This window comes from Micromonospora echinospora (assembly GCF_014203425.1).
GTDB classification, from domain to species: domain Bacteria; phylum Actinomycetota; class Actinomycetes; order Mycobacteriales; family Micromonosporaceae; genus Micromonospora; species Micromonospora echinospora_A.
This window is the reverse complement of record NZ_JACHJC010000001.1, coordinates 1994230-2016876: the sequence shown is the minus strand read 5'-3', so window position 1 is coordinate 2016876 and position 22647 is coordinate 1994230. Positions and strand designations below refer to the sequence as shown.

Genomic DNA, 22647 nt, shown 5'->3' with positions numbered 1-22647 from the left:
GGCGGGCCCTCAGGCGAGCGCGCCGCCCGGCCGCAGCGGTGCGGTGACGGCGGCGGCGGCGCGCACCGCCTCCAGCGCCGCGATGGCCACCCCCCGTGCGCCGGCCATGTCCCGGTCCGGCACCAGCGCGAAGGTGGCCACCGCGCGCTGCTCCTCGCGCAGCACCGTGTGCTCGGCGACGGCGGCGAGGAACCAGTCCCGGAACTCCGGCGCCGCCTCCACCACGCCCCCGCCGACGAAGTACGCGTGCGGGTCGGTGAAGTTGGCCGCGATGGTGAACAACCGCCCCAGCGCCCGCGCCTGCTGGCCGAACACCTGGCGGGCCAGCGGGTCGCCCCGCTCGCCGTAGCCGCGCAGCAGCTTCGCCGCCCGGTCCGGCTCCTCCGCGGCCAGCGGATGCTCCGGATGCCGGGCCAGCCAGTACGGCAGCAGGTTGCGCCGGATCGCGGTCAGCGAGGCGACGCTCTCCGCGTCCCCGGTGAAGCCGCAGGCACAGACCGGCGCCGGCTGGTCCGGCTCGACCAGGCCGTCCAGCGGGATGTGCACGTGGCCGAACTCGCCGGCCATGCCGGCCGCGCCGCCGACCACCCGGCCGGACTCCACCACTCCCCCGCCGAGCCCGGTGCCCACGATCGCGGACACCGAGGACCGGGCCATCGCGTCCGCGCCGAAGTGCACGTGATGGGCGTAGAGCGCGGCGGCGTTGCCGTCGTTGGCGTACACCACCGGCAGGCCGAGCCGCCGCTCCAGCGCGGTACGCACGTCGAAGCCACGCCAGGCCGGCTGGGAGAAGTTGGTGGAGCCGCGCGAGGAGATCACACCGGTGGCGCTGGCCGGGCCGGGCGTGTCCAGCCCGACCGCGCGTACCAGGTCACGGGGCACGCCGGTGTGGGCGAGCACGCCGTCGAACGCCCGCGCCAGCGCCTCCACCGCCGCCTGCGGCCCCGCGCCGACGTCACTCGGGATCTCCAGCAGCCCGTCCACCAGGAACCGGCCGTCGACGGTCAGCACCGTGGCGTTGTCGCTCGTGCCCCCGTTGTCCAGCCCCACCACCACCGGCACCCCTGCGCTGCCCACCGCCACCGCCTCCCGCCGAGCCTGATCCGAGGCTAGTTCTCGGCGGGCCTACCCGCCATGCCGCCGGCGGTACTGCCCCGCCCGCTCTCAGCCGGGGCGGCGGGCGGTCACCGCTGTCGCCTCGCGCTCCTCGTCGCGGACCACCGACGGGTGCAGCCCGGCGGCGGCGAACACGGCGCACAACGCCGCGGCCTGCCCGGCGCTCACCTCGACAGCGACATGCCCGCCCGGGGCCAGCCACTGCGCCGCGCCGGACGCGACCCGGCGCAGCACCGCGAGGCCGTCCGCGCCGCCGTCCAGCGCCACCGGGGCCTCGTGCAACCGCGCCTCGGCCGGCAGCGAGGCCACCGCGCCGGTCGGCACGTACGGCGCGTTCGCCACCACCAGGTCCAGCCGGCCGCGCCAGGTGGCAGGCACCGCGTCGAACAGGTCGCCCTGATAGACGGGGACGCCGAGCGGGTCGAGGTTGCGCCGCGCGCACGCCACCGCCACCGGGTCGATGTCGGCGGCAGCCAGCCAGCGCGGCGCCAGCCGCTCGTGCAGCACCACGGCGGCGGCGCCGGAGCCGCAGCACAGGTCGAGCACCGCGGGCGCCGCCCCGGCGACCGCCACCGCGGCGTCGACGAGCACCGCGGTACGCCCGCGCGGCACGAACACCCCCGGGTGGACGACGATCCGCCGGCCGCAGAACTCGGCCCAGCCGAGCAGGTGTTCCAGCGGCAGGCCGGCGACGCGACGGTCGACCAGCCGGGTCAGTGACTGCGCCGAGTCGGCGGCGGCGATCAGCAGGTCCGCCTCGTCCTCGGCGAAGACGCAACCGGCGGCGCGCAGCCGGCGGACGAGGGCAGGACGGTCGGGAGTGAACACGGTGGATGCCATGGCAGGCCTTTCGGGAAGCGCTCGTCGGCGTTCCCGGCGTCGCCTCAGCTCCTGGGCGACGCGGACTCGGAGGGAACGCCGGTCCTCTGCTGGGGGATCGGACTCACCTCCTCGGGTCGGGGCCGCACGGGCCGTGGCTGCCCGTCACGATAGCCCAGCCGGCGTTGCGCCGTCAGCCCGCCGCGTCGAGCGCCGCCGCCACGTCGGCGAGCAGGTCGGCGGTGTCCTCGATGCCGCAGGAGAACCGGACGAAACCGGGTGCCGTGTCGTCGCCCCACTGGGCGCGCCGGTCGGCGGTGGTGTGCAGCCCGCCGAACGAGGTGGCGGCGGCCACCAGCCGGGAGGCGCCGAGGAACCGGGCCACGCGGCGCTCGTCGCCCAGGTCGAACGAGAGCACGCCCGGTACGCGCCGCATCTGGGCCGAGGCGACCGGGTACGCCGGGTCCTCCGGCCGGCCGGGCCAGCGCACCCCGGTCACGTCCGGCCGGGCCACGAGCAGATCGGCCAGCGCCCGCGCGTTCGCGGTCTGCCGGGCCAGCCGCAGGTCGAGCGTGGCCAGCGAGCGGTGGGCCAGCCAGCAGTCGAACGCGCCGGGCACCCCGCCGGTGGCGTTGCGCCAGGTGGTCGCCGCGTCCCGCAGCCCGGCGTCCCGGGTCGCCAGATAGCCCAGCAGCAGATCCGAGTGGCCGGTCAGCGCCTTGGTGCCGGAGGCGACCACCACGTCCGCGCCGAGGTCCAGCGGGCGCTGCCCGAGCGGCGTCGCGGTGGTGTTGTCCACCGCCACCAGCGCGCCTGCGGCGTGCGCGGCGGCGGCCACCGCCCGCACGTCGGCCACGTCCAGGCCGGGGTTCGCCGGGGTCTCCAGCAGCACCAGCCGGACGCCGTCGAACGACGGGTACGGCCCGGCGGTCGGCACCAGCACCACGCGTACGCCGAGTTGTTCCAGCGTGTCCGAGGCGAACGAGCGCACCGAGAAGTAGCCGTCGGCGGGCAGCAGCACTGTGTCGCCGGGGCGCAGCACGGTCAGCAGCAGCCCGGTGATGGCGGCCTGGCCGCTGGCGAAGACGCGGCAGTCGGCGCCCTCCAGCTCGCCGATCGCCGTCTCCAGCAGCCGCCGGGTGGGGTTGTCGGGTCGCCCGTACCCGTCCGCCGCCGCCGACGGGCCGCGCTCCGGGTCGAGGTGGTACGGCGCGGCGAAGACCGGGCCGGGCAGGAACGGCTGCCCGGGTACGGCGTCCGGCAGGCCGGCGTGCACGCTGCGCGTGCCGTCGCCCCAGTTCCCGTCCGCCGCGCCGGCGGCGCTCACTCGTACGACTCCGGCTTGGCGGTACGGCTCATCAGCGCGTCCACCGCGAGGCGGGGGTCCATCCCCTCGTGGCAGATCCGCTCGATCTGCTCGGTGATCGGCATCTCGACGCCGTGCGCGCGGGCCAGGTCGCGGATGGCCAGGCAGCTCTTGACGCCCTCGGCGGTCTGCCGGGTGGCGGCCTGGGCCTGCTCCAGCGACTCGCCCCGGCCCAGGTGCTCGCCGAAGGTGCGGTTGCGGGCCATCGGGGACGAGCAGGACGCGACCAGGTCGCCCATGCCGGCCAGCCCGGCGAACGTGATCGGGTCGGCGCCGAGCGCCACGCCCAGCCGGGCGGTCTCGGCCAGCCCTCGGGTCATCAGCATGGCCCGGGTGTTGTCGCCGAAGCCCATCGCGGTGGCGATGCCGTACGCCAGCGCGATCACGTTCTTCACCGCGCCGCCCAGCTCGCAGCCGATCACGTCGTCATTCGTGTACGGGCGGAAGTACGGCGTGCGGATGGACGCCTGCACCAGCGCGGTACGCCGGCTGTCGGTGCCGGCGACCACCGTCGCGGCCGGCTGCTCGGCGGCGATCTCCGGGGCGAGGTTGGGCCCGGAGACGACCACCACCCGGTCGGCGGGCACCCCGGCGGTCTCCGTGATGACCTGGCTCATCCGCTTGGTGGTGCCCAGCTCGATGCCCTTCATCAGCGACACGAGCGTGGCGTCCGGCGCCAGGTACGGCGTCCAGTCGGCGAGGTTGCCGCGCAGCGTCTGCGACGGCACCGACAGCACCACCACCTCGGCGCCCTCGATCGCCTCGGCGGCGTCGCCGGTGGCGGTGACCCGCTCCGGCAGGCGCACGCCCGGCAGGTACTCCGGGTTCTGCCGGCCGGTCCGGATCGCCTCGGCCACGGCGGCCCGGCGGGCCAGCACCGTGACGTCCCGCCCGGCGTCGGCGAGGATCTTCGCGAACGCGGTTCCCCAGGAACCGGCGCCCAGCACCGCCACGTGCCCGCTCATTCGGTGACCTCCCGCGTGCCGGTGTGGGCGGGCCGCTGCCAGAGCGGCGGTGGCGTGCCGCCGCGGATCTCCGCGACCAGATCCCGGATGCGCAGCATGATGGTGTCCGTCATCTCCTCCAGGATCGGCCGGGTCGGCGTGGCGCCGGCCCAGCGGCTCAGGTCCACCGGCGGGCCGGCGATCACCGTCACCGGGGTACGCGGGCGCAGCCCGAAACGCGCGGTACGGGGGTCGAACATCCGCTCCGGGCCGACCATGGCGATCGGGACCACCGGGGCGCCGGTGGCCAGCGCCAGCCGGGCCGCGCCGGTCTTGCCCTTCATCGGCCACAGGTCCGGGTCCCGGGTGGTGGTGCCCTCCGGGTAGATCACCACGGCGCCGTCCTCGGCCAGCGCGGCGATCAGCTTGTCCAGCGACTTGACCGCCTCGACCGTGCCCCGCTCGACCGGGATCTGCTGGCAGCGGTGCAGGATCGAGCCGACCACCGGCACCCGGAACACGCTGGCCTTGCCGAGGAAACGCGGCCAGCGCCCGGCGTCGTAGATGTAGTGCGCGACCACGAGCGGGTCGGCGTGCGAGATGTGGTTGGGCACGAGGATCACGCCGCCGTCCTGGCGCAGGTGCTCCATGCCCCGCCAGGTGCGCCGGGTCCAGACGGTCATCAGCGGCTTCACCAGCACCACGGCGAGCCGTCGCCAGAACCCCAGCCTCCGCCGTGCCACAGTGCCTCCTCGATCCGCCCACGCGCCCCGGCACAGAATCATGCCTGTTCGCCCCCGCTGCGGCCAGTGCGGGTACCGGCGCTGCCGCTGGCAGGATGGTCGGCGTGTCTGAGGCCCGCTGGACCGTGGTGATGCCGGTGAAGCGCCTGGGAGCGGCGAAGAGCCGGCTGCGGGGCGCGCTGCCCGGCGTACCCCACGAGGAGCTGGCGCTGGCCCTGGCGGCCGACACCCTGCGCGCGGCGCGGGCGTGCCCGGCGGTCGCCGGGGTGCTCGTGGTGACCGACGACGCGCGGGTGCGCGCGGCGGCGGACGCGGCGGGCGCCCGGGTCGTCGCCGACCCGGCGGCCGGGCTGAACGCGGCGTTCCGGCACGGTGCGGCCGTCGCCGGGCCGCGCGCCGCCGTGGCCGGTCTGACCGCCGACCTGCCGGCGCTGCGTCCGGCCGAGCTGGCCGCCGCGCTGCGTGCCACCGAGGGGGTACGCGGGTTCGTCGCGGACGCCCCCGGCGGTGGCACCGTGCTGCTGGCCGCGCCGGCCGGGGTGCCGCTGGCGCCGCAGTTCGGGCCCGGCTCGGCGGCCGCCCACGCGGCGAGCGGGGCGCTGCCGCTGGCCGGTGACTGGCCCAGCCTGCGCCGGGACGTGGACACCCCGGCGGACCTGGCCACCGCCGCCGGGCTGGGCCTGGGGCCGCGCACGGCGGCGCTCCTGGCCGGCGGCGGAGTCCGGTACGGTGCTGGCATGCAGGGGACGGTGGCCACCTACGACGCGTCGACCCGCAGCGGCGTGCTGCTGCTCGACGACGGCACCGAGCTGGCGTTCCCGGCCCGCGCGTTCGACGCCTCCGGGCTGCGGCTGCTCCGATTGGGGCAGCGTGTCCGGATCGAGCGGGACGCCGACGGCGAGGTGGTCCGGGTGACCTTGCCGACGATGGCGTGAACAACCTGGCCGGAGTTCATTTTCCGTTCACCCTTATCGGGGAATCATGAGGTGGTGAGCACCCCTCGCGAGCAACCCGACGGCCCGCCGCCGATCCTCGACCCCGGCACGCCCCGCAACGGCCGCCCCGGCCGCGGCCCGGACGGGCGGTTCCGCCAGCCCCGGCCCCCCGAGGAGCGCCTCGGCGCCGACCCGGACGCGACCGCCGCCACCGGGCTGGACGAGCCGCTCGACCCGGTCGAGGGCCCGGACGAGACCGGCCCGTACGCCGGGCCGCCCCCGGCGCAGCCGCTGCCGGAGGACCGCTTCCTCAACCGGGAGCTGTCCTGGCTCGACTTCAACGCGCGGGTGCTGGCGCTCGCCGAGGACCCGCGCACCCCGCTGCTGGAGCGGGCGAAGTTCCTGGCCATCTTCGCCAGCAACCTGGACGAGTTCTACATGGTGCGGGTGGCCGGGCTGAAGCGCCGCCTCTCCGCCGGCCTGCCGGTACGCGGCGGCGACCGGCTGCCGCTGCGTACCCAGCTCGACCTCGTCACCTCCAAGGCCGCCGGCCTGGTCGCCCGGCACGCCACCTGCATGGTCGACGACGTGCTGCCGAAGCTCGCCGCCGAGGACATCCGCGTGCTGCGCTGGAGCGACCTGGACGACGCCGAGCGGGAGCGGCTGCGCACCTGGTTCCGGGAGCACATCTTCCCGGTGCTCACCCCGCTCGCTGTCGACCCGGCGCACCCGTTCCCGTACATCTCCGGCCGGTCGCTGAACCTGGCCGTCTCGGTACGCGACCCGGACGGCGGGTCGGAACTGTTCGCCCGGGTCAAGGTGCCGAACAACGTGCCCCGGTTCGTCCGCGTCCACCGTGACCAGCCGGGCGTGCGGTTCCTGCCGGTGGAGGACCTCATCTCGGTGCACCTCGGCCAGCTCTTCTCCGGCATGCACGTGGTCGAGTGCCACCTGTTCCGGGTGACCCGCAACGCCGAGGTCGAGGTGGACGAGGACCGCGACGAGGACCTGCTCCAGGCGCTGGAGCGGGAACTGGCCCGGCGCCGGTTCGGTCCGCCGGTACGCCTGGAGGTGGCCGCCTCCATCTCCGACCACATGCTGGAGCTGCTCGTCCGCGAGCTGGACATGGACGACCACGACGTGCTGCGGGTCCGCGGCCTGCTCGACCTCTCGGCGTTGTGGCAGGTCTACGGCGAGGCCGACCGGCCGGACCTGAAGGACCCGCCCTTCGTGCCGGCCACCCACCCGCGCCTGGCCGAGGGCGAGGTGCCGCGCAGCGTCTTCGCCACGCTGCGCGACGGCGACGTGCTGGTGCACCACCCGTACCACTCGTTCGCCACGAGCGTGCAGCGCTTCGTGGAGCAGGCCGCGGCCGACCCGAACGTGCTCGCCATCAAGCAGACGCTCTACCGCACCAGCGGCGACTCCCCGATCGTGGACGCGCTGGTCGACGCGGCCGCCGCCGGCAAGCAGGTGGTGGTGCTGGTCGAGCTGAAGGCGCGCTTCGACGAGGTGGCGAACATCGGCTGGGCGCGCACGCTGGAACGGGCCGGCTGCCACGTGGTCTACGGCCTGGTGGGTCTCAAGACGCACTGCAAGACCGCGCTCGTGGTGCGCCAGGAGGGCAACCAGATCCGGCGGTACTGCCACATCGGCACCGGCAACTACCACCCGAAGACGGCCCGGCTCTACGAGGACTTCGGCATGCTCACCGCCGACCCGGAGATCGGCGCCGACCTGACCGACCTGTTCAACGTGCTCACCGGCTACAGCCGGCAGACCGCGTACCGGCGGCTGCTGGTGGCGCCGCAGGGCATCCGCAGCGGCCTGATCGAGCGGATCGACAGGGAGATCGAGCACGTCCGGCTGGGCATGCCGGGGCTGGTGCAGTTCAAGGTGAACTCGCTGGTCGACGAGGAGATCACCGACGCGCTCTACCGGGCGTCGCGGGCCGGCGTGCACGTGGACCTGCTGATCCGGGGCATGTGCACGCTGCGGCCGGGCGTGCCGGGGCTGTCGGAGAACATCCGGGTCCGCTCGATCCTCGGCCGGTTCCTGGAGCACTCCCGGATCTTCCGGTTCGGCAACGACGGCGACGCCGAGTTCTGGATGGGCTCGGCCGACCTGATGCACCGCAACCTGGACCGCCGGGTCGAGGCGCTGGTGCAGGTGAGCGATCCGGTGGCCCGCGCCGAGCTGGACCACGTCCTCACCGCCGCGTTCGATCCCGACGTGGACGCGTTCGAGCTGGCCGCCGACGGCACCTGGCACCGGCGTACCGGCGACGGCGACGCGCCGCTGACCCACCTGCAGGACCTGTTGCTGCGCCGGGTCGGCGGCCGGGCGGACTGAGCGAGCCGTGGCGCGTGCCGGGCGGGCATACGGTGAGCGGGTGAGCGACGACGAGCCGGTGCGGATCCGGGCCGCGGGTGGCGTGGTGTGGCGCCCGGGCCCGGCCGGCGTCGAGGTCTGCCTGGTGCACCGTCCCCGGTACGGCGACTGGTCGCTGCCGAAGGGCAAGCTGGATCGCGGCGAGCATCCGCTGGTGGCCGCCGTCCGTGAGGTGGCCGAGGAGAGCGACGTGCGGGCGGTGCCGCAGGTGCGTCTGCCCACTGTCCGCTACCGCAGCGAGGGTCACGCCAAGGCGGTCGACTACTGGTCGATGCGGGCGGCCGGCACCGGCGGCTTCCAGCCCGGCACCGAGGTCGACGACGTGGCCTGGTTCCCGGTCGACGAGGCGGTACGCCGGGTCAGCTACCCGCACGACGCCGAGGTGATCGCCGCGTTCGCGGCGCTGCCGCAGGTCACCGCGACCGTGCTGCTGGTGCGGCACGCCAGCGCCGGCAAGCGCGGCACCTGGACCGGCCCGGACCACGGACGTCCACTGGACGACGACGGGCTGGCCCGGGCGCGGGCGCTGGTCCCGCTCGTGGCCCTGGTCCGCCCGGAGCGCCTGTTCTCCGCATCGGCGCGCCGCTGCGTGCAGACGCTGGGCCCGGCCGCGGCCCGGCTGGACCTGCCGATCGAGGTGTGTGGCGACTTCGACGAGCCGGCGCCGGGCCAGCAGGTCGAGGAGTGCGCGCTGGCCGCCGCGGCCCGGCTGACCGCGCTGGCGCTCACCGCCGGGGCGGTGGCGGTGTGCAGCCAGGGCAAGGTGATCCCGGGCGCGCTGGAACGGCTCGCCGGCCGCGCGGACGACTTCGCCACCGCCAAGGGAAGCGGCTGGCTGCTGCCCTTCGCCGGCGACCGTCTGGTCCTCGCCGACCGGCTGTGAGGTAGGCCGCGGGCCGGCGGGTCAGGGCAGCGTGACGGTGAGCGTCACCGGGAGGTGGTCGCTGGCCTCGGTGCGCGGTGCGCGTACCGCGCCGGCGGTCAGGCCCGGCGAGACGAAGACGTGGTCGATCTGGGTGCGCGGGTCGTCGGCCGGGCTGGTCCGCAGCGGCCGGGCCGGGGCCAGCGCGTCCACCAGCCCGGCGCGTGTGAACTCGGCGAACGCCGGGTCGGCCGGCTCGGTGTTGAGGTCGCCACCGAGCACCAGCGGACGGCCGGCGGCGTACCGGCCGGCGAACGCGGCCACCTCGCGGGCCTGCTCGACCGGATCCCGGCCGGGTGGCGGTTGCAGATGCGTGGCCACCACTGCCAGTTCGCGGCCGCCGAGGTCGAGCGTGACGCCGAGGGCCTGCGCCCCGGTCGGCGCGCCGTGCGCGGTCAGCCGCCGGGTCTGACCGGAGCGCGCCGGGAACCGGCTGAGCACCGCGTCGCCCCAGACCGGGTCGGCGGCGGGCGCGAAGACGTACGGCATCTCCAGCCGCCGGGCCAGCGACCCCAGCGTGTCGTGACCGCCGTTGAGCCACCAGCCCCGGTCGACCTCGCTGAGCAGCACGATGTCCGCGCCGCGCAGTTCCCGGGCCAGCGCGTCGAGGTCCAGCCGGCCGTCCAGGCCGAAACCCATCCGGATGTTGTACGCGGCCACCCGTACCGCCGCCGGCGCGGTCGTCGGCCGGGCCTGCGCGGGCGGTACGTGCAGCGCGGCGCCCAGCCCGGCCAGCGCGGTCAGGCCGGCCAGGACGGTGACCCGGACCGGGGCGGGCAGCGCCGGGTCAGCCTGGCGGGGTGCGCCGGCCGCCACCACAGCGACCAGGAGGGCCGTGGCGACCGGGGCCCACCAGTTGGGGTACCCCACGTCGTAGGCGGCGTAGTAGGCCACCGTGGCCACCGCGAAGACGAGCATCCCGAGCGCGGCCGCCCGCCCGCGCCGTGCACCCGCCCGCCCGCCGTCATCGGTTCCGGCGGCCCGGCCGTCGCCGGCTGCCGCGTCGGTCAACGCCAGGCAGCCGCCGAGACCGGCGGCGGTGAGCAGGTACGCCGGTACGAGAAGCCCGGTCACGAACAGCACCGATCCGGCGAGCAGCGCCGCCGGCCACAGCACCCGGGCCGGACGCGCCGGCACCCGGAACAGCGCCGACGCCAGGAACAGCAGGACCGCCAGCGCGCCCGGCACGGCTGCGCCGGCGGGGCGGGCGAGCCCGGGAAAGTCGGGCGATCCGGTGCCGGCGGCGGCGCTCCAGAGCGCCGGGGCGAGCGCCACCTGACCGGCCAGCACCAGTGCCGGCCCGCACAGCAGCCAGGCCCGGCGTCCCGGCGTACGGGTGCGCCAGCTGGCCGCGGCGGCCACGCCCTCGTCCACGCCCGTCGGGGACGGCTCTCCGGACGCCGTGGTCCGCTCCTTCACGGACGCGGCCAGGAACGCCAGCACCAGCAGGGCGCTCAGGGTCCAGGCCGGGACGCCGCCGCGCCACACCAGGTCCTCGGTGCCGAGCAGGGCGTGCCCGACCGCGTTCCCGGCCAGGCCCAACGCCAGCCCGGCGACCGGCCGGGGCGCCGACGCGGCGGTGGCGGCCAGCCAGACCAGCCCGGCTAGCAGCCCGGCGCAGGCCAGCCAGAGCTGTGCCGGGCCACCGGGTTGCGCGGTGAGCGCCAGCCGCGCCGCCGCCAGCACACCGGCCGCGACGAGGCCGACCGGGCGGGCGCCGATCCGGCGTACGAGCGCAGGCGCGGCGAGGGCGAGCAGGAACCAGCCGAGCGCGAACGCGCCGAGCAGCTCGGCGGGGGTCTCGGCGGCCCGCCCGAAGAGGGTGATGACCGACGGGAGCCAGACCCGCAGCACATCCAGCAGGACCGCGATACCCAGCGCGAGCGCCAGGGTGGAGAGGTGACGGTGCCGCACGGGGCGCCTCTTCTCGTGACCGACGGGGGTTTTCGGCACGGCGATTCTGCGGCGCGCGGCGGCGGGTGGTCAACGCGTACCCATGCGAAAGGGCGCCCACCGCGAACGGTGGGCGCCCTTCGTGGGCCGTCCGGTCAGCGCCGGCTGGCGGCCTTCTTGGCCGGTGCCTTCTTCGCGGGCGCCTTCTTGGCCGCGGTCGTCTTCTTGGCCGTGGCGGACTTCGCCGCGGTCGTCTTCTTGGCGGCGGTGGTCTTCTTCGCCGCGGTGGACTTCGCCGCGGTCGTCTTCTTCGCCGCCGTGGTCTTGGTCGCGGCCGCCTTCTTCGCCGGGGCGGCCTTCTTGGTCGCGGTGGTCTTGGTGGCCTTCGCCGCCGTGGTCTTCTTCGCGGCGCCGGTGGTCTTCGCCGCCGTGGTCTTCTTGGCAGCGCCGGTGGTCTTCTTCGCGGCGGCGGTGTCCTTGGGCACCTTGCCGCTGGCCACCATCTCCTTGAAGCCCGCGCCGGCGCGGAACGTCGGGACGGAGGTCTTCTTGACCTTCACCGCCTCTCCGGTCCGCGGGTTGCGCGCTGTTCGGGCTCCCCGGACGCGCTTCTCGAACGCTCCGAAACCGGTGATCGCCACCTTCTCGCCCTTGGTGACCGCCGCCTGGACCTCAGCGAGAACCGCGTCGAGCGCGGCCGTCGCCGTCTTCCGGTCCCCCAGGCGAACGGCGAGCGCCTCGATGAGCTCGGCCTTGTTCACGACTTCCTCCCGATTGTGCAACTGACTCGACGCGAGCCATTCTGCGCGCACGTTATGCCCTGTGCTGCCTGGACACAAACATTCGGTGGAAAAAAGCCCTTGTGTCGTAACGGATTCGCCCCCACCGGGCACACCGGTGGGGGCGAATTCGGGCCGGAGTCAGGCCACCGAGGGCAGGAACGACGGCCGGGACGCCTCGTACGAGGAGATCTCCGCCTCGTGCCGGAGGGTGAGTCCAATGTCGTCCAAGCCCTCCATCAGCCGCCAACGGCTGTGGTCGTCCAGCGGGAACGCCCAGGTGGCGTCACCGGCGTGGACCTGGCGGGCGGCGAGGTCGACAGTGATCGGCGTGGTCGGCTCGGATTCCACGAGATCCCACAGTTCTTCCACGGCTTTCAATTCCAGCTCGACCGGAAGGAGACCTTCCTTGAGCGCGTTGCCGCGGAAGATGTCGCCGAAGCGGGGCGAGATGACGGCCCGGAAGCCCCAGTCCCGCAGCGCCCAGACGGCGTGCTCCCGGGAGGATCCGGTGCCGAACTCGGGGCCGGCGATCAGAATCGACGCACCCGAATGGACGGGATCGTTGAGGACGAATGACGGGTCCTCCCGCCACGCGTTGAACAGACCGTCGGCGAATCCGGTCCGGGTCACCCGCTTGAGGTACACGGCGGGGATGATCTGGTCGGTGTCCACGTTGGACCGGCGCAGCGGCACGGCCGTGCCGGTGTGGGTGGTGAACTTGTCCATCTCTCGGCTGCCCTTCTACAGGTCGGCGGGGGCGGCCAGCCGGCCGACCACGGCGGTGGCGGCGGCGACCGGCGGGGACACCAGGTGGGTACGCCCGCCCCGGCCCTGGCGGCCCTCGAAGTTGCGGTTGGAGGTCGAGGCGGACCGCTCACCCGGCTTCAGCGTGTCCGGGTTCATGCCCAGGCACATGGAGCAGCCGGCGAAACGCCACTCGGCGCCGGCGTCGGTGAACACCTTGTCCAGCCCTTCCGCCTCGGCCGCCTCGCGGACCGCGGCCGAGCCGGGCACCACCAGCATGCGTACGCCGTCGGCGACCTGGTGGCCGCGCAGCACGTCGGCGGCGGTCCGCAGGTCCTCCAGGCGGCCGTTGGTGCAGGAGCCGACGAAGACCACGTCCACGGCCAGGTCACGCATCGGCGTGCCCGGGTTGAGGTCCATGTACTCCAGCGCGCGCCGGGCGGCGACCCGCTCCGGCTCGGTGACGAACTCCTCCGGGTCCGGCACCGTCGCGCCCAGCGGCACGCCCTGCCCGGGGTTGGTGCCCCAGGTGACGAACGGCGTGATCCGGCTCGCGTCGAGCGTGACCTCGGTGTCGAACGTCGCGCCGTCGTCGGTGGGCAGCGTGCGCCAGTACTCCAGCGCCGCGTCCCAGTCGTCGCCCTGGGGCGCGTTCGGCCGCCCCTTCAGGTACGCGAACGTGGTCTCGTCCGGCGCGATCATGCCGGCCTTGGCGCCCCACTCGATGGACATGTTGGCGATGGTCATCCGCCCCTCCATGGAGAGGACCTGGATCGCCTCGCCGCGGTACTCCACGATGTGGCCGCGACCGCCGCCGGTGCCCACCTGTGCGATCAGCGCGAGCACCAGGTCCTTGGCGGTGACGCCGGGCGCCAGCTCGCCGACGACGTTCACCGCCATGGTCTTCGGCCGTGCCTGCGGCAGCGTCTGCGTGGCCAGCACGTGTTCGACCTCACTGGTGCCGATGCCGAACGCGAGCGCGCCGAACGCGCCGTGGGTGGCGGTGTGCGAGTCGCCACAGACGATCGTCATGCCGGGCTGGGTGAGGCCGAGCTGCGGGCCGATGACGTGCACGATGCCCTGGTTCTCGTCGCCCAGCGCGTGCAGGCGGACGCCGAACTCGGCACAGTTGCGACGCAGCGTCTCGATCTGGGTGCGGGAGGTGGGGTCCGCGATCGTGAGCAGGTCGCCGCGCCGGAGGCGGAACGCCGGGTCGTCGTACCCGGTCGGGGTGTTGTGGTCCTCCGTCGCGATCGTCAGGTCGGTACGGCGGACCCCGCGCCCGGCCAGACGCAGCCCGTCGAACGCCTGCGGGCTGGTCACCTCGTGCAGCAGGTGCAGGTCGATGAAGAGCAGGTCCGGCTCCCCGTCGGCGGAGCGGACCACGTGTGCGTCCCAGACCTTCTCGGCCAGGGTCCTCGGTTGAGTGACTCCCACCATCTGGACATCCTAAATTCTGGGAGGTAAATTTCGGCTTGTGGGACACAGTATGAGCGGTGTCGGCGTTCTCGACAAGGCGGTGGTCATCCTGGCCGCCTGTGTCGACGGCGCCAGCCTGGCCGAACTCGTTGAACGCACCAAGCTGCCCCGGGCCACCGCGCACCGGCTGGCACAGGCGCTGGAGATCCACCGGATGCTCGTCCGGGACACCCAGGGCCGGTGGCGCCCTGGGCCACGCCTGGGCGAGCTGGCGAACGCGGCCCCGGACGTGCTCCTGACCGCCGCCGAGCCGCTGCTCGCCGCGCTACGGGACGCCACCGGCGAAAGCGCCCAGCTCTACCTGCGGCGCGCCGACGAACGGATCTGCGTGGCCGCCGCCGAGCGCGCCAGCGGCCTGCGGGACACCGTCCCGGTCGGCTCGGTGCTGCCGATGACCGCCGGGTCGGCGGCGCAGATCCTGCTCGCCTGGGAGCCGCCGGAGGCGGTGATGCCGCTGCTCCCCCGCTCCAAGTTCACCGGCCGCACGCTGGCCGAGGTGCGGCGGCGCGGCTGGGCCCAGAGCGTCGCGGAGCGGGAGGCGGGTGTGGCGAGCGTCTCGGCGCCGATCCGGGACCGCACCGGGCGGGTGATCGCCGCGATCAGCATCTCCGGCCCGATCGAGCGCCTCGGCCGCCGTCCCGGCGAACGCCACGCCATGGCCGTCGTCCGAGCCGGCCAGCGCCTCTCCGGCCTCTGACCCCGGCTGCCCCCTCCCCACCCCTCGCGTTGATCATGAAGTTGGCGGCATTTTTGATCTCCCAGACTGCCGCTAACTTCATGATCAACGGGGCAGGGCAAAGCGGGAGGGCGGGGAATGCGAACGGCCCGCCTCGCGGAGCGAGACGGGCCGTCGGTGAACGTAGCCCCGACCGGATTCGAACCGGCGCTACCGCCTTGAGAGGGCGGCGTCCTGGGCCGCTAGACGACGGGGCCAGGCACTTTTCCTGCTTCGCCGCCCTGCCGGGTGGCGTGGCAGTAGTCTAGCGGCATCGCGTCCGGCACCGCGCCGCGGGGGTACACCCCACCGCACGCGGAAAGCACGTGGCCGGACGGCAGAAAGCCCGCCCCGGAAAACGGGACGGGCTGTCGGTGCTGTAGCCCCGACCGGATTCGAACCGGCGCTACCGCCTTGAGAGGGCGGCGTCCTGGGCCGCTAGACGACGGGGCCAGAACCTTCATTGCACTCCGCCAGCGTGAGCTGCCGGAATCCAGCGTCCGTGGGCTCTTGCGAACCCGCGGCTGCGCTGGGGTACCAGGACTCGAACCTAGACTAACTGAACCAGAATCAGTCGGGCTGCCAATTACCCCATACCCCATTGGCCCCTTGCGGCGCCGGGAATGAACTTTACCCTCCCGGTGCCGACAGGCCAAATCCAACCCCTCGAAACCCACCTGACCAGCGGAAACGAGGCATCGGAACGAATCAGGCGACAGGGACCACCGGGTTGCTGAGCTCCCCGATCCCCTGGATCCGCACGGTGACCGTATCCCCCTCGGTGAGCGGACTAACCCCCGCCGGCGTGCCGGTCAGGACCACGTCGCCGGGCAGCAGCGTCATCACGTGCGAGATGTACGACACCAGGCCCGGCACGTCGAACACCATGTCCTTCGTCCGGCCGAGCTGGCGTACCTCCATCTCCTCCGGGTTGCGGCCCACCTCGCAGCGGATCTCCAGGTCACTGACGTCGAGACCGGTGGTGATCCACGGCCCGATCGGGCAGAACGAGTCGAAGCCCTTGGCGCGGGTCCACTGCCCGTCGGAGCGCTGCAGATCCCGCGCGGTTACGTCGTTGGCGCAGGTGTAGCCGAAGATGGCCCGCTCGGCGGCGGCCCGGTCGGCCCGGCGGGCGCCCGGTGCGCCGATCACCACGGCGAGTTCGGCCTCGTGCTCGACCTGCTTGGAGAAGATCGGCAGCCGGATCGCGTCGCGCGGGCCGATCACCGAGGTGGACGGTTTGAGGAAGAGCAGCGGCTCCTTCGGCACCTCGCTGCCGTGTTCGGCAGCGTGCTCGGCGTAGTTGCGGCCGACGCAGACCACCTTGCTGGGCAGGATCGGCGACAGCAGCCGGACGTCGGAGAGCGCCCAGCGGGCGCCGGAGAACTGGATCTGCCCGAACGGGTGGCCTTCGATCTCGGCGATGGTCAGGCCCTGCGGCCCGGCCTCCGGCTCGCCCTCGACGACCCCGAACGACATTCCCTTGGCATGAGCGAAACGAGCGATACGCACCCGGCCAATCTATCCCCGCCCGCGTGTCACCCGGCGGACACCGGCAGGTGGCGCGCCCGGCCGCCCGCGCCACACCCTCGCCGGGCGTCGGCGCCGGACCGGCGAGAGGGCGGCAGGGTACGCCGGATCGCGCCGGACGGGGCGGGAATGGCGGCTTCGTACCCGCCCGGCAGCCCTCGGCCCATAGCTTCGGTTCCGGAGGTTCGTTGGTATGCCTGCATCGAGACGACACCACAGGGCCCTGGCAGTGTTCGTGAACTGCCTCGGCGTCATCGCCGCCGTACCGGCGCTGTCCCCGGCGACGCCCCGCGCGGCCGCCACCCCCGCTCAACCGGCTCCACCGCCGGCCGCCGTCCCGGTCGCCCTGCCCGGCGCGGGAGCGACCCCGATCCCGACCGGCGTGCCGGCGGTCCCCCCGGCGGTGCCGACCACCGGCCCAGCTCCGGTCCGCCCGTCGATGCCGCCGGTGAGCGTGGCGGTCGGCGCGGCGGGCACTCCGGCGCCGGGTTACCGGATCGAGGTCCGCAACGCCGGCACGGCGCCCGTCGACACGATGGTGCGGCAGGAGCTGCCGAGCGGGTCGCGGGCCACCGCGGTCACCGGCGGTGGGCGGACCACCCGGCCCGCCGGGTCCAGCGCCGGGGAGGTGACCTGGCGGCTGCGCCTGCCGGCGAAGAGCACCACCACGTTGCACACCGCGCTGTCGCTCCCCGGCCCTGGCCGGTCGCTGACCGCGCCGACCTGCGTCTACGGCACCGACGGCACGCGCCCGTACGACTGCGCCACGGCGACCTGGGTGGGTGCCGCGACGGCCCCGGCGGCGCAGGTGACTGCCGCCCCGGCCTGGCGGCGGCCACCGGTGCTGCTTGCCGCGTTCACCGCGCTGCTGGTGGTCACCGCGGGCGTGCTGTGGTGGGCGGTGTGGCGCCGCCGCCGGCGCACGGCCGCGACGGCGGGCACCGGCGCGACCGGAGGCGGCACCATGACCTCCGGCGCACCCGGAGGCGGCACGAGGCCCACCGGAACGCCGCGAGGCGGCGCGACGTCCACCGGCCCGCCCGGAGGTGGCGCGATGTCCGCGCCGGGAAGCGGCGTACCGGGGCAGGGCGCGACCGGCGGCCCGGCCGAACGGGGCACCGTCTATCCGCGTACGGCGGTGCCGGCGCCCGCGAGCCGCCGTCGCCGGCCGCCGGTCTGGCTGGTGGTGGGCGTGGCGGCGGCGGTGCTGGCCGGCGTGGTCGGCGCGGCGGCGTGGTCGGCCACGCAGCGGGTGGCGGCGATGGACACCACCAAGCAGCCGACGAGCGGCGCGTGGGTGGGCAGCAGCGTCACCGGCGGGCTGGGCCAGCCGTTGCGGGAGACCGCGTTCGAGTTCACCGTCTACCGGGTGAGCTGCGGCGCGAACGTCCTGCCGTCGGCGCCCGGCGGCGGGCGCCCCTGCCTGGCCACGGTCGGGGTGCGCAACGTCACGAACGAGGACCAGACCTGGCACGGGCAGTTGCAGCGCGCGTACCTGCCGAGCGGGAACTGGGTGGCCGCCGACGAGGACGCGACCCGGGTGGCGAACCTGGGCCGGGACGTCTTCTCCCAGCCGGTGGCCGCCGGGCGGCGGGTGCTGCTGCCGCTGGTGTTCACCATGCGCGGCGACGAGCCGCCGAAGCGGCTGGAGCTGCGCAGCGGCGTCTTCTCCGCGGGCGTGCGGGTGGACGTGCCCTGACCCGGCGACGGGCGGCGGTCGTACCCTGGGGTGCGTGACCGCCGCCCTCGCCCCCGCGCTCGACGTCGCCGACTGGCAGGCGCGCCGGCACGCCCACGAGGAGCGGGTGGACGCGTGGCTGACGCCGCATCTGGGCCGCCGCCGGACGGGCGTGAAGCACCCGGTGGAGGACTTCCTCTTCACGTACTACTCGTACCGCCCGGCCCAGCTGCGCCGCTGGCACCCGGGCGCGGGCGTGGCGCTGCGCGACGCAGACGCGGCCGGTTTCGGCCCGGACTACACGGCGAGCGCCGCCGGGCTCACCCTCGACACCGATCGGGTACGCGCGCGGCGCGCGGAGTCGATCGCCTGGATCCGTACGCTGCTGGCGGCGACCGCCGGGCGTCCGGCGCAGTTCGGCTGCTTCGGCATGCACGAGTGGGCGATGGTCTACCGGCAGACCCAGGAGCAGGTACGGCACAACTCCTGGCCGCTGCGGCTGAGTCCGGCGCGGACGGCGGCGGTGGTCGAGGAGCGCGGCGTGCGGTGCAGCCACTTCGACGCGTTCCGCTTCTTCACCGCGCCGGCCCGCCCGTTGAACGTGCTCCAGCCGACCCGGGAGAGCCAGCACGCGCTGGAGCAGCCGGGCTGCCTGCACGCCAACATGGATCTCTACAAGTGGGCGTACAAGCTGTCTCCGCTGGTCTGCTCGGAACTCGTGGCCGACTGCTTCGAGCTGGCCCGGGAGATCCGGACGTTGGACATGCGCGCCAGCCCGTACGACCTGGCCGGTCTGGGGTATCCGCCGGTGCCTGTGGAGACCCCGGAGGGCCGGGCCGAGTACGCCGCCGCGCAGCGCGGGTTCGCCGAGCGTGCCGCCGGGCTGCGGTCCCGGCTGCTGGCCGCGCTGGACCGGGCGGTGCCGGCCGGCAGCCGCTGAGCGGAGCCGGCCGGCACGCGACGCGGGGAGCGGGCGCGACGGCTCTAGCTCGCCGCGCAGGTCAGGGCCGGCGCCGGGCTCGGCACGGTTCCCTCGGCCAGGAAGCCGAACGTGGCCTGGGCGGCCGGGGCCAGTACGCCGTTCCAGCCCGCGTTCCGGGCGGTCGCTGTGGTTCCGCTCTGCGTCACGTCGGCGCTCCACGCCTGGCTGATCCGCTGGCCGCCGGCGAGCGGGAAGCGGACCGTCCAGCCGGCGATCGACGCGGCGCCGTCGTTGCGGACGGTCACCTCCCCCTGGAATCCGCCCGGCCACTGGCCGGCGACGCGCCAGGTGGCGGTGCAGCCGCCGGCCGTGGGCGTCGGGCTCGCGGTGGGCGACGGGCTGGTCGTCGGTGACGGGCTGAGTGTGGGCGACGGCGTGGGGCTGACGGTCGGGGACGTGGTCGGGCCGGGCGTGGCGCGGTCCAGCGCGGCGACCAGCGCCGGATACCACCTGTCGGACATCTTCTGGTCCCCGGCCGCGTTGGGGTGCACCCCGTCGTAGGTGTCGGTGGCGGTGCTGAACCCGGTCCACTGGTCGACGACCACGATCGGGGAGGCGGCGGTGGTCTTCCCGGCCGCCCAGCCGTCGATGAGCGCGTTGAGCGCCACGGTCCGCTGGCCGCACTCCGGGCAGCTCGCCGGGTTCATCGGGATGATCTTCGCGACCAGTATTGTCGTCGCCGGGTTGGCGGCGCGCATCTGGTCCACCAGCTTCGAGTACGCCGCGAGGATCGTGGCGGGCGCGATGTTGCTCCACACGTCGTTGGTGCCGAAGTGCATCAGCACGACGTCCGGGCGGGTGGCGGCGAGCCAGCCGGGCAGCAGGTTCTGGTTCGCCACGTTCGTCGCGAGGTAGCCGCCGTGCCCCTCGTTGTCGCCGTCGTAGGGCACGCCGCAGCCCTGCGGCCCGAGCGTGCCGACGAAGTCGACGTCGGTGTGGCCGGTGGACTGGAGGCGGTTCCAGAGCAGGGCGCGCCAGCAGCCGGGCGACCCGGTGATGGAGTCGCCGAGCGGCATGACGCGGATCGGCGTGGCGGCCGCCGCGGCCGGCGGCGTGGTGGCGGTGAGGGCGAGGCCGAGAGCGAGGACCGGTAGCAGCGCGGCGAGCGTGGTCAGCACGGCGCGCACGGGGTTTCGGGACATGCGAGGGGAACTCCTGTCACTGTGACGTGGTGGTCGGTGACGGCCCTGATGCTCCCGTACGCATTGAAGCGCTTCGACGCCTGGTGTTCAACCCTCCGGGTGTCCCCGGTGCCGGTCCCACTCCGGCGCGAGGATCGACATGACGGTGGCGTCCACCCAGCCGTCGCCGTCGCGCAGCACCTGCCGCAGCGTCCCCTCGGCGACGAAGCCCACCTTCTCGTACGCCCGGCGCGCACGCGGGTTGAACGCGAACACCTCCAGGCTGACGCGGTGCAGGCCGAGCCGTTCGAAGCCGTACCCGACGATCAGCCGGACCGCCTCGGTGCCGAGCCCGCGGTCGCGCCCGCCCGGGCCGATCAGGGTGCGGAAGTTGCAGCCGGCGTTGACGCGGTCCCACTCGTTGAGGACGACCTCGCCGACGCAGGCGCCGCTCGCCCGGTCCACCACCGCGAGGTCGAGCCGGTCGGCCTGCCTGTTGCGGGTGCCGTACCAGGCCCGCAGCCGGGCCGGTTCGAACGTCTCGCCGGCCGGGCTGCCGGTCAGCCGGGCCACCTCCGGGTCGGCCAGGATCCCGGCGAGCGCAGGCAGGTCGTCGTCGTGGAACGGGCGCAGCACCACGCGCTCGCCGGTGAGCGTGGGCTTGACGGAGAAGTCGATCACGTGGCGAAATTCTCCGGGCGGCGCGCGTGGCGGCTCAACATATTTTCGGTCAGTCGCCGTCCACCCGGCGGTCGCGTTTGCGCTGGGACTGGCGCTTCTTCTCGGCCAGGCGGCGTTCCTTGGCGCCGCGCGACGGGCGGGTCGGGCGACGTGGCTTCGGCGGCGGCGCGACCGCCTCGCGCAGCAGCGCGGCCATCCGTGCCCGGGCGGCCTCCCGGTTGGCCAGTTGCGCGCGGTGCTCACTGGCGGTCACGGTCAGCACGCCGTCGACCAGGCGTCCGGCGAGCCGGGCCAGCGCCCGTTCCCGCAGCGCCTCCGGCACGCTCGGCGAGCCGCCCAGGTCGAAGCTCAGCTCCACCCGCGAGTCGGTGGTGTTCACTCCCTGCCCGCCGGGCCCGGACGACCGGGAGAACCGTTCCCGCAGCTCGGCGGCGGGCACCACGAGCCGGTCGGTCACCCGCAGTCCGTCGTCCACTCCCCGAGGCTAGCGCCCGGGGCGGTGAGTCGGGGTGGGGGTCGCGCTCGGTGTGGGACCGGCCCGTTCCTCGCCGCCGCCGGAGGCCGCGTACGCCGCCGCGCCGACCAGCAGCAGGGCGATCACGGCGAGCTTGACGACCACGCCGCGGATCGCGAGCCAGGCGTTGCGCCGGGCGCCCGGCACGCTGGTCCGGATCGTCTGGTAGTCCGTCCAGCCACGCTTCGCACGCGCGTAGGACGCGCCGACACCGACGCCGATGATCAGGCCCACCAGGAGGAGGGCCGCAATGACAGCTTGCTCCACCTCCGCCAGTATTCATACTCAGCGTAATATTTCTATGCCCCAATGATCCCATGCCGGATATCCGACAGTTCGCACTGACCTTGCGGCGCTTGTGCAGGTCAGCGCCGCGCGGGGCGTCAGGTCGGCCCGCGCGGGGCGGCCCGCGCGACGGCTCAGCCGCCCCGCCCGATGATGGTGTCGGCGGTCTGCTGGACCTGGTCGATCGGGATGGCGAAGCCGATGCCGATGGACCCGTTGCCGTCGATGGTGGCGATGGCGGTGTTCACGCCGACCACCTCGCCGCGCGCGTTCACCAGCGGCCCGCCGGAGTTGCCCGGGTTGATGGAGGCGTCGGTCTGCACCGCCGTGTGCCGGCCGTTGCCGATCCGGACCTGCCGGTTGAGCGCGCTGACGATACCGGCGGTGACCGTGCCGGCCAGCCCGAGCGGCGACCCGACCGCGAGCACCGGCTCGCCCACCCGGGTCGAGTTCGCCTTGGCCAGCGGCAGCGGCGGCAGCCCGGCCGACGCGGGCACCTTGAGCACGGCGAGGTCGCTGCCCGGCTCCCGGCCCACCACCTCGGCGGGGAAGCGACGCCCGTCCGAGGTCTCCACGGTCACCGTGCCCGAGCCGCCCCGGGCCAGGATGTGGTCGTTGGTGACGATGTGCTGCTCGTTGTCGATGGCGAAGCCGGAGCCGGACGCGGACGCGCCGGAGCGGCCCCCGACCATCACCGAGACCACGCCGGGCACCGTCTTGCCGGCGGCGGTGACCAGTTCCGCCGGCACCGGAGCGGCGGACGCCGCTGTCGGTCCCGGCGAGCCGTGATCGGCCGCCCAGGTGCCGGCCGCCGCGCCGGAGACGGTGGAGAGCGCCACCACCGCCGCCACGCTCAGCAGCCGGTGCCGTAGGCTCCGGCGTCCCCCGTCCGGCCCGCCTCCGGGTACGTCCCGGTAGCCGCGCCCGTCCGGGTCCAGCTCCGGCGAGACGAACCACGGACCGCGTGGCTCGCCGAGTCCGGTCTGCACTGCCATGCCTGGCTCCTC

The 22647-nt window shown here is 74.5% G+C and carries 20 protein-coding genes, 3 tRNA genes and 1 pseudogene; 6 read left to right on the top strand and 18 right to left on the bottom strand.

The window, feature by feature from the left end; all coding sequences use genetic code 11:
- Positions 1-9: 9 nt before the first annotated feature.
- From FHU28_RS09640 to FHU28_RS09620, 5 genes are all read right to left on the bottom strand, one after another.
- Positions 10-1077, bottom strand: coding sequence for an ROK family protein (locus FHU28_RS09640; RefSeq protein WP_184682956.1), 1068 nt, complete (start codon positions 1075-1077; stop codon positions 10-12).
- 87 nt (positions 1078-1164) lie between these two features.
- Positions 1165-1956, bottom strand: a complete 792-nt coding sequence (locus FHU28_RS09635) for a putative protein N(5)-glutamine methyltransferase (RefSeq protein ID WP_184682955.1) — start codon at positions 1954-1956, stop codon at positions 1165-1167.
- A 172-nt stretch (positions 1957-2128) separates the two neighbouring features.
- Positions 2129-3262, bottom strand: a complete 1134-nt coding sequence (locus tag FHU28_RS09630) for a cystathionine gamma-lyase (protein WP_184682954.1) — start codon at positions 3260-3262, stop codon at positions 2129-2131.
- On the bottom strand, positions 3259-4266 hold the full coding sequence (locus FHU28_RS09625) for an NAD(P)H-dependent glycerol-3-phosphate dehydrogenase (RefSeq protein ID WP_184682951.1): 1008 nt from the start codon (positions 4264-4266) through the stop codon (positions 3259-3261). The genes FHU28_RS09630 and FHU28_RS09625 overlap by 4 nt, the downstream gene beginning before the upstream one ends.
- The gene (locus tag FHU28_RS09620; RefSeq protein ID WP_184682949.1) at positions 4263-4988 is read right to left on the bottom strand and encodes a lysophospholipid acyltransferase family protein; all 726 of its coding nucleotides are present in this window, start codon (positions 4986-4988) and stop codon (positions 4263-4265) included. Before FHU28_RS09620 ends, FHU28_RS09625 begins: the two co-directional genes overlap by 4 nt.
- Before the next feature lie 95 nt (positions 4989-5083).
- Here FHU28_RS09620 and cofC point away from each other — a divergent pair.
- From cofC to FHU28_RS09605, 3 genes and pseudogenes are all read left to right on the top strand, one after another.
- Positions 5084-5692, top strand: a pseudogene (cofC, locus tag FHU28_RS32495) (2-phospho-L-lactate guanylyltransferase); the annotation flags it as partial.
- 285 nt (positions 5693-5977) lie between these two features.
- A complete protein-coding gene (locus FHU28_RS09610; RefSeq protein WP_376700707.1) occupies positions 5978-8275 on the top strand; it encodes an RNA degradosome polyphosphate kinase in 2298 nt (765 codons plus the stop codon).
- A 7-nt stretch (positions 8276-8282) separates the two neighbouring features.
- Positions 8283-9197: an NUDIX hydrolase gene (locus FHU28_RS09605; protein ID WP_184682942.1), complete on the top strand. Its 915-nt coding sequence runs from the start codon at positions 8283-8285 to the stop codon at positions 9195-9197.
- 21 nt (positions 9198-9218) lie between these two features.
- On the opposite strand, the gene FHU28_RS09600 is transcribed toward FHU28_RS09605, so the two are convergent.
- The 4 genes from FHU28_RS09600 to leuC form a co-directional block, all read right to left on the bottom strand.
- Positions 9219-11150, bottom strand: a complete 1932-nt coding sequence (locus FHU28_RS09600) for an endonuclease/exonuclease/phosphatase family protein (protein ID WP_184682939.1) — start codon at positions 11148-11150, stop codon at positions 9219-9221.
- A 134-nt stretch (positions 11151-11284) separates the two neighbouring features.
- Positions 11285-11890 (bottom strand): HU family DNA-binding protein, encoded by a 606-nt coding sequence (locus tag FHU28_RS09595; protein WP_184682930.1) that lies wholly within the window; start codon positions 11888-11890, stop codon positions 11285-11287.
- A 159-nt stretch (positions 11891-12049) separates the two neighbouring features.
- Complete coding sequence (leuD, locus tag FHU28_RS09590; RefSeq protein WP_073830417.1) at positions 12050-12637, bottom strand: 3-isopropylmalate dehydratase small subunit; 588 nt, start codon at positions 12635-12637, stop codon at positions 12050-12052.
- Between the two features lie 15 nt (positions 12638-12652).
- Positions 12653-14095, bottom strand: coding sequence for a 3-isopropylmalate dehydratase large subunit (leuC, locus tag FHU28_RS09585; protein WP_184682928.1), 1443 nt, complete (start codon positions 14093-14095; stop codon positions 12653-12655).
- A 49-nt stretch (positions 14096-14144) separates the two neighbouring features.
- Between leuC and FHU28_RS09580 the strand changes: the two genes are divergently transcribed.
- Positions 14145-14831, top strand: coding sequence for an IclR family transcriptional regulator (locus FHU28_RS09580; protein WP_013284529.1), 687 nt, complete (start codon positions 14145-14147; stop codon positions 14829-14831).
- Positions 14832-14994: 163 nt separating this feature from the next.
- Here the strand turns inward: FHU28_RS09580 and FHU28_RS09575 are convergent.
- The 4 genes from FHU28_RS09575 to FHU28_RS09560 all read right to left on the bottom strand — a co-directional run bounded on the left by FHU28_RS09575 (position 14995) and on the right by FHU28_RS09560 (position 16361).
- Positions 14995-15067: transfer RNA gene (locus tag FHU28_RS09575), tRNA-Glu, on the bottom strand.
- Between the two features lie 162 nt (positions 15068-15229).
- Positions 15230-15302, bottom strand: a tRNA-Glu gene (locus FHU28_RS09570).
- 76 nt (positions 15303-15378) lie between these two features.
- Positions 15379-15450: transfer RNA gene (locus FHU28_RS09565), tRNA-Gln, on the bottom strand.
- 107 nt (positions 15451-15557) lie between these two features.
- Positions 15558-16361, bottom strand: coding sequence for a fumarylacetoacetate hydrolase family protein (locus tag FHU28_RS09560; protein ID WP_013284528.1), 804 nt, complete (start codon positions 16359-16361; stop codon positions 15558-15560).
- A 211-nt stretch (positions 16362-16572) separates the two neighbouring features.
- Between FHU28_RS09560 and FHU28_RS09555 the strand changes: the two genes are divergently transcribed.
- Complete coding sequence (locus FHU28_RS09555; RefSeq protein ID WP_184682927.1) at positions 16573-18078, top strand: hypothetical protein; 1506 nt, start codon at positions 16573-16575, stop codon at positions 18076-18078.
- Positions 18079-18112: 34 nt separating this feature from the next.
- Entirely contained in the window at positions 18113-18997 is an 885-nt protein-coding gene (locus tag FHU28_RS09550; protein ID WP_184682926.1) for a 3-methyladenine DNA glycosylase, read from the top strand.
- A gap of 44 nt (positions 18998-19041) precedes the next feature.
- Here the strand turns inward: FHU28_RS09550 and FHU28_RS33035 are convergent, their stop codons facing one another.
- The 5 genes from FHU28_RS33035 to FHU28_RS09525 all read right to left on the bottom strand — a co-directional run bounded on the left by FHU28_RS33035 (position 19042) and on the right by FHU28_RS09525 (position 22635).
- Positions 19042-20181: a cellulose binding domain-containing protein gene (locus tag FHU28_RS33035; RefSeq protein WP_184682925.1), complete on the bottom strand. Its 1140-nt coding sequence runs from the start codon at positions 20179-20181 to the stop codon at positions 19042-19044.
- Between the two features lie 87 nt (positions 20182-20268).
- Positions 20269-20841: a GNAT family N-acetyltransferase gene (locus tag FHU28_RS09540; protein WP_184682924.1), complete on the bottom strand. Its 573-nt coding sequence runs from the start codon at positions 20839-20841 to the stop codon at positions 20269-20271.
- 49 nt (positions 20842-20890) lie between these two features.
- A complete protein-coding gene (gene arfB / locus FHU28_RS09535) occupies positions 20891-21316 on the bottom strand; it encodes an alternative ribosome rescue aminoacyl-tRNA hydrolase ArfB (RefSeq protein WP_184682923.1) in 426 nt (141 codons plus the stop codon).
- A gap of 9 nt (positions 21317-21325) precedes the next feature.
- Entirely contained in the window at positions 21326-21622 is a 297-nt protein-coding gene (locus tag FHU28_RS09530; RefSeq protein WP_184682922.1) for a hypothetical protein, read from the bottom strand.
- A 152-nt stretch (positions 21623-21774) separates the two neighbouring features.
- Positions 21775-22635 (bottom strand): S1C family serine protease, encoded by an 861-nt coding sequence (locus FHU28_RS09525; RefSeq protein WP_184682912.1) that lies wholly within the window; start codon positions 22633-22635, stop codon positions 21775-21777.
- Positions 22636-22647: the final 12 nt, after the last annotated feature.

Excerpts from the sequence above, each read along its gene's own strand:
- FHU28_RS09635 (WP_184682955.1), bottom strand. The coding sequence starts at position 1,956 with ATGGCATCCACCGTGTTCACTCCCGACCGTCCTGCCCTCGTCCGCCGG.
- FHU28_RS09625 (WP_184682951.1), bottom strand. The coding sequence starts at position 4,266 with ATGAGCGGGCACGTGGCGGTGCTGGGCGCCGGTTCCTGGGGAACCGCG.
- leuD (WP_073830417.1), bottom strand. The coding sequence starts at position 12,637 with ATGGACAAGTTCACCACCCACACCGGCACGGCCGTGCCGCTGCGCCGG.
- leuC (WP_184682928.1), bottom strand. The coding sequence starts at position 14,095 with ATGGTGGGAGTCACTCAACCGAGGACCCTGGCCGAGAAGGTCTGGGAC.
- FHU28_RS09580 (WP_013284529.1), top strand. The coding sequence starts at position 14,145 with ATGAGCGGTGTCGGCGTTCTCGACAAGGCGGTGGTCATCCTGGCCGCC.
- FHU28_RS09555 (WP_184682927.1), top strand. The coding sequence starts at position 16,573 with ATGCCTGCATCGAGACGACACCACAGGGCCCTGGCAGTGTTCGTGAAC.
- FHU28_RS33035 (WP_184682925.1), bottom strand. The coding sequence starts at position 20,181 with ATGTCCCGAAACCCCGTGCGCGCCGTGCTGACCACGCTCGCCGCGCTG.
- FHU28_RS09525 (WP_184682912.1), bottom strand. The coding sequence starts at position 22,635 with ATGGCAGTGCAGACCGGACTCGGCGAGCCACGCGGTCCGTGGTTCGTC.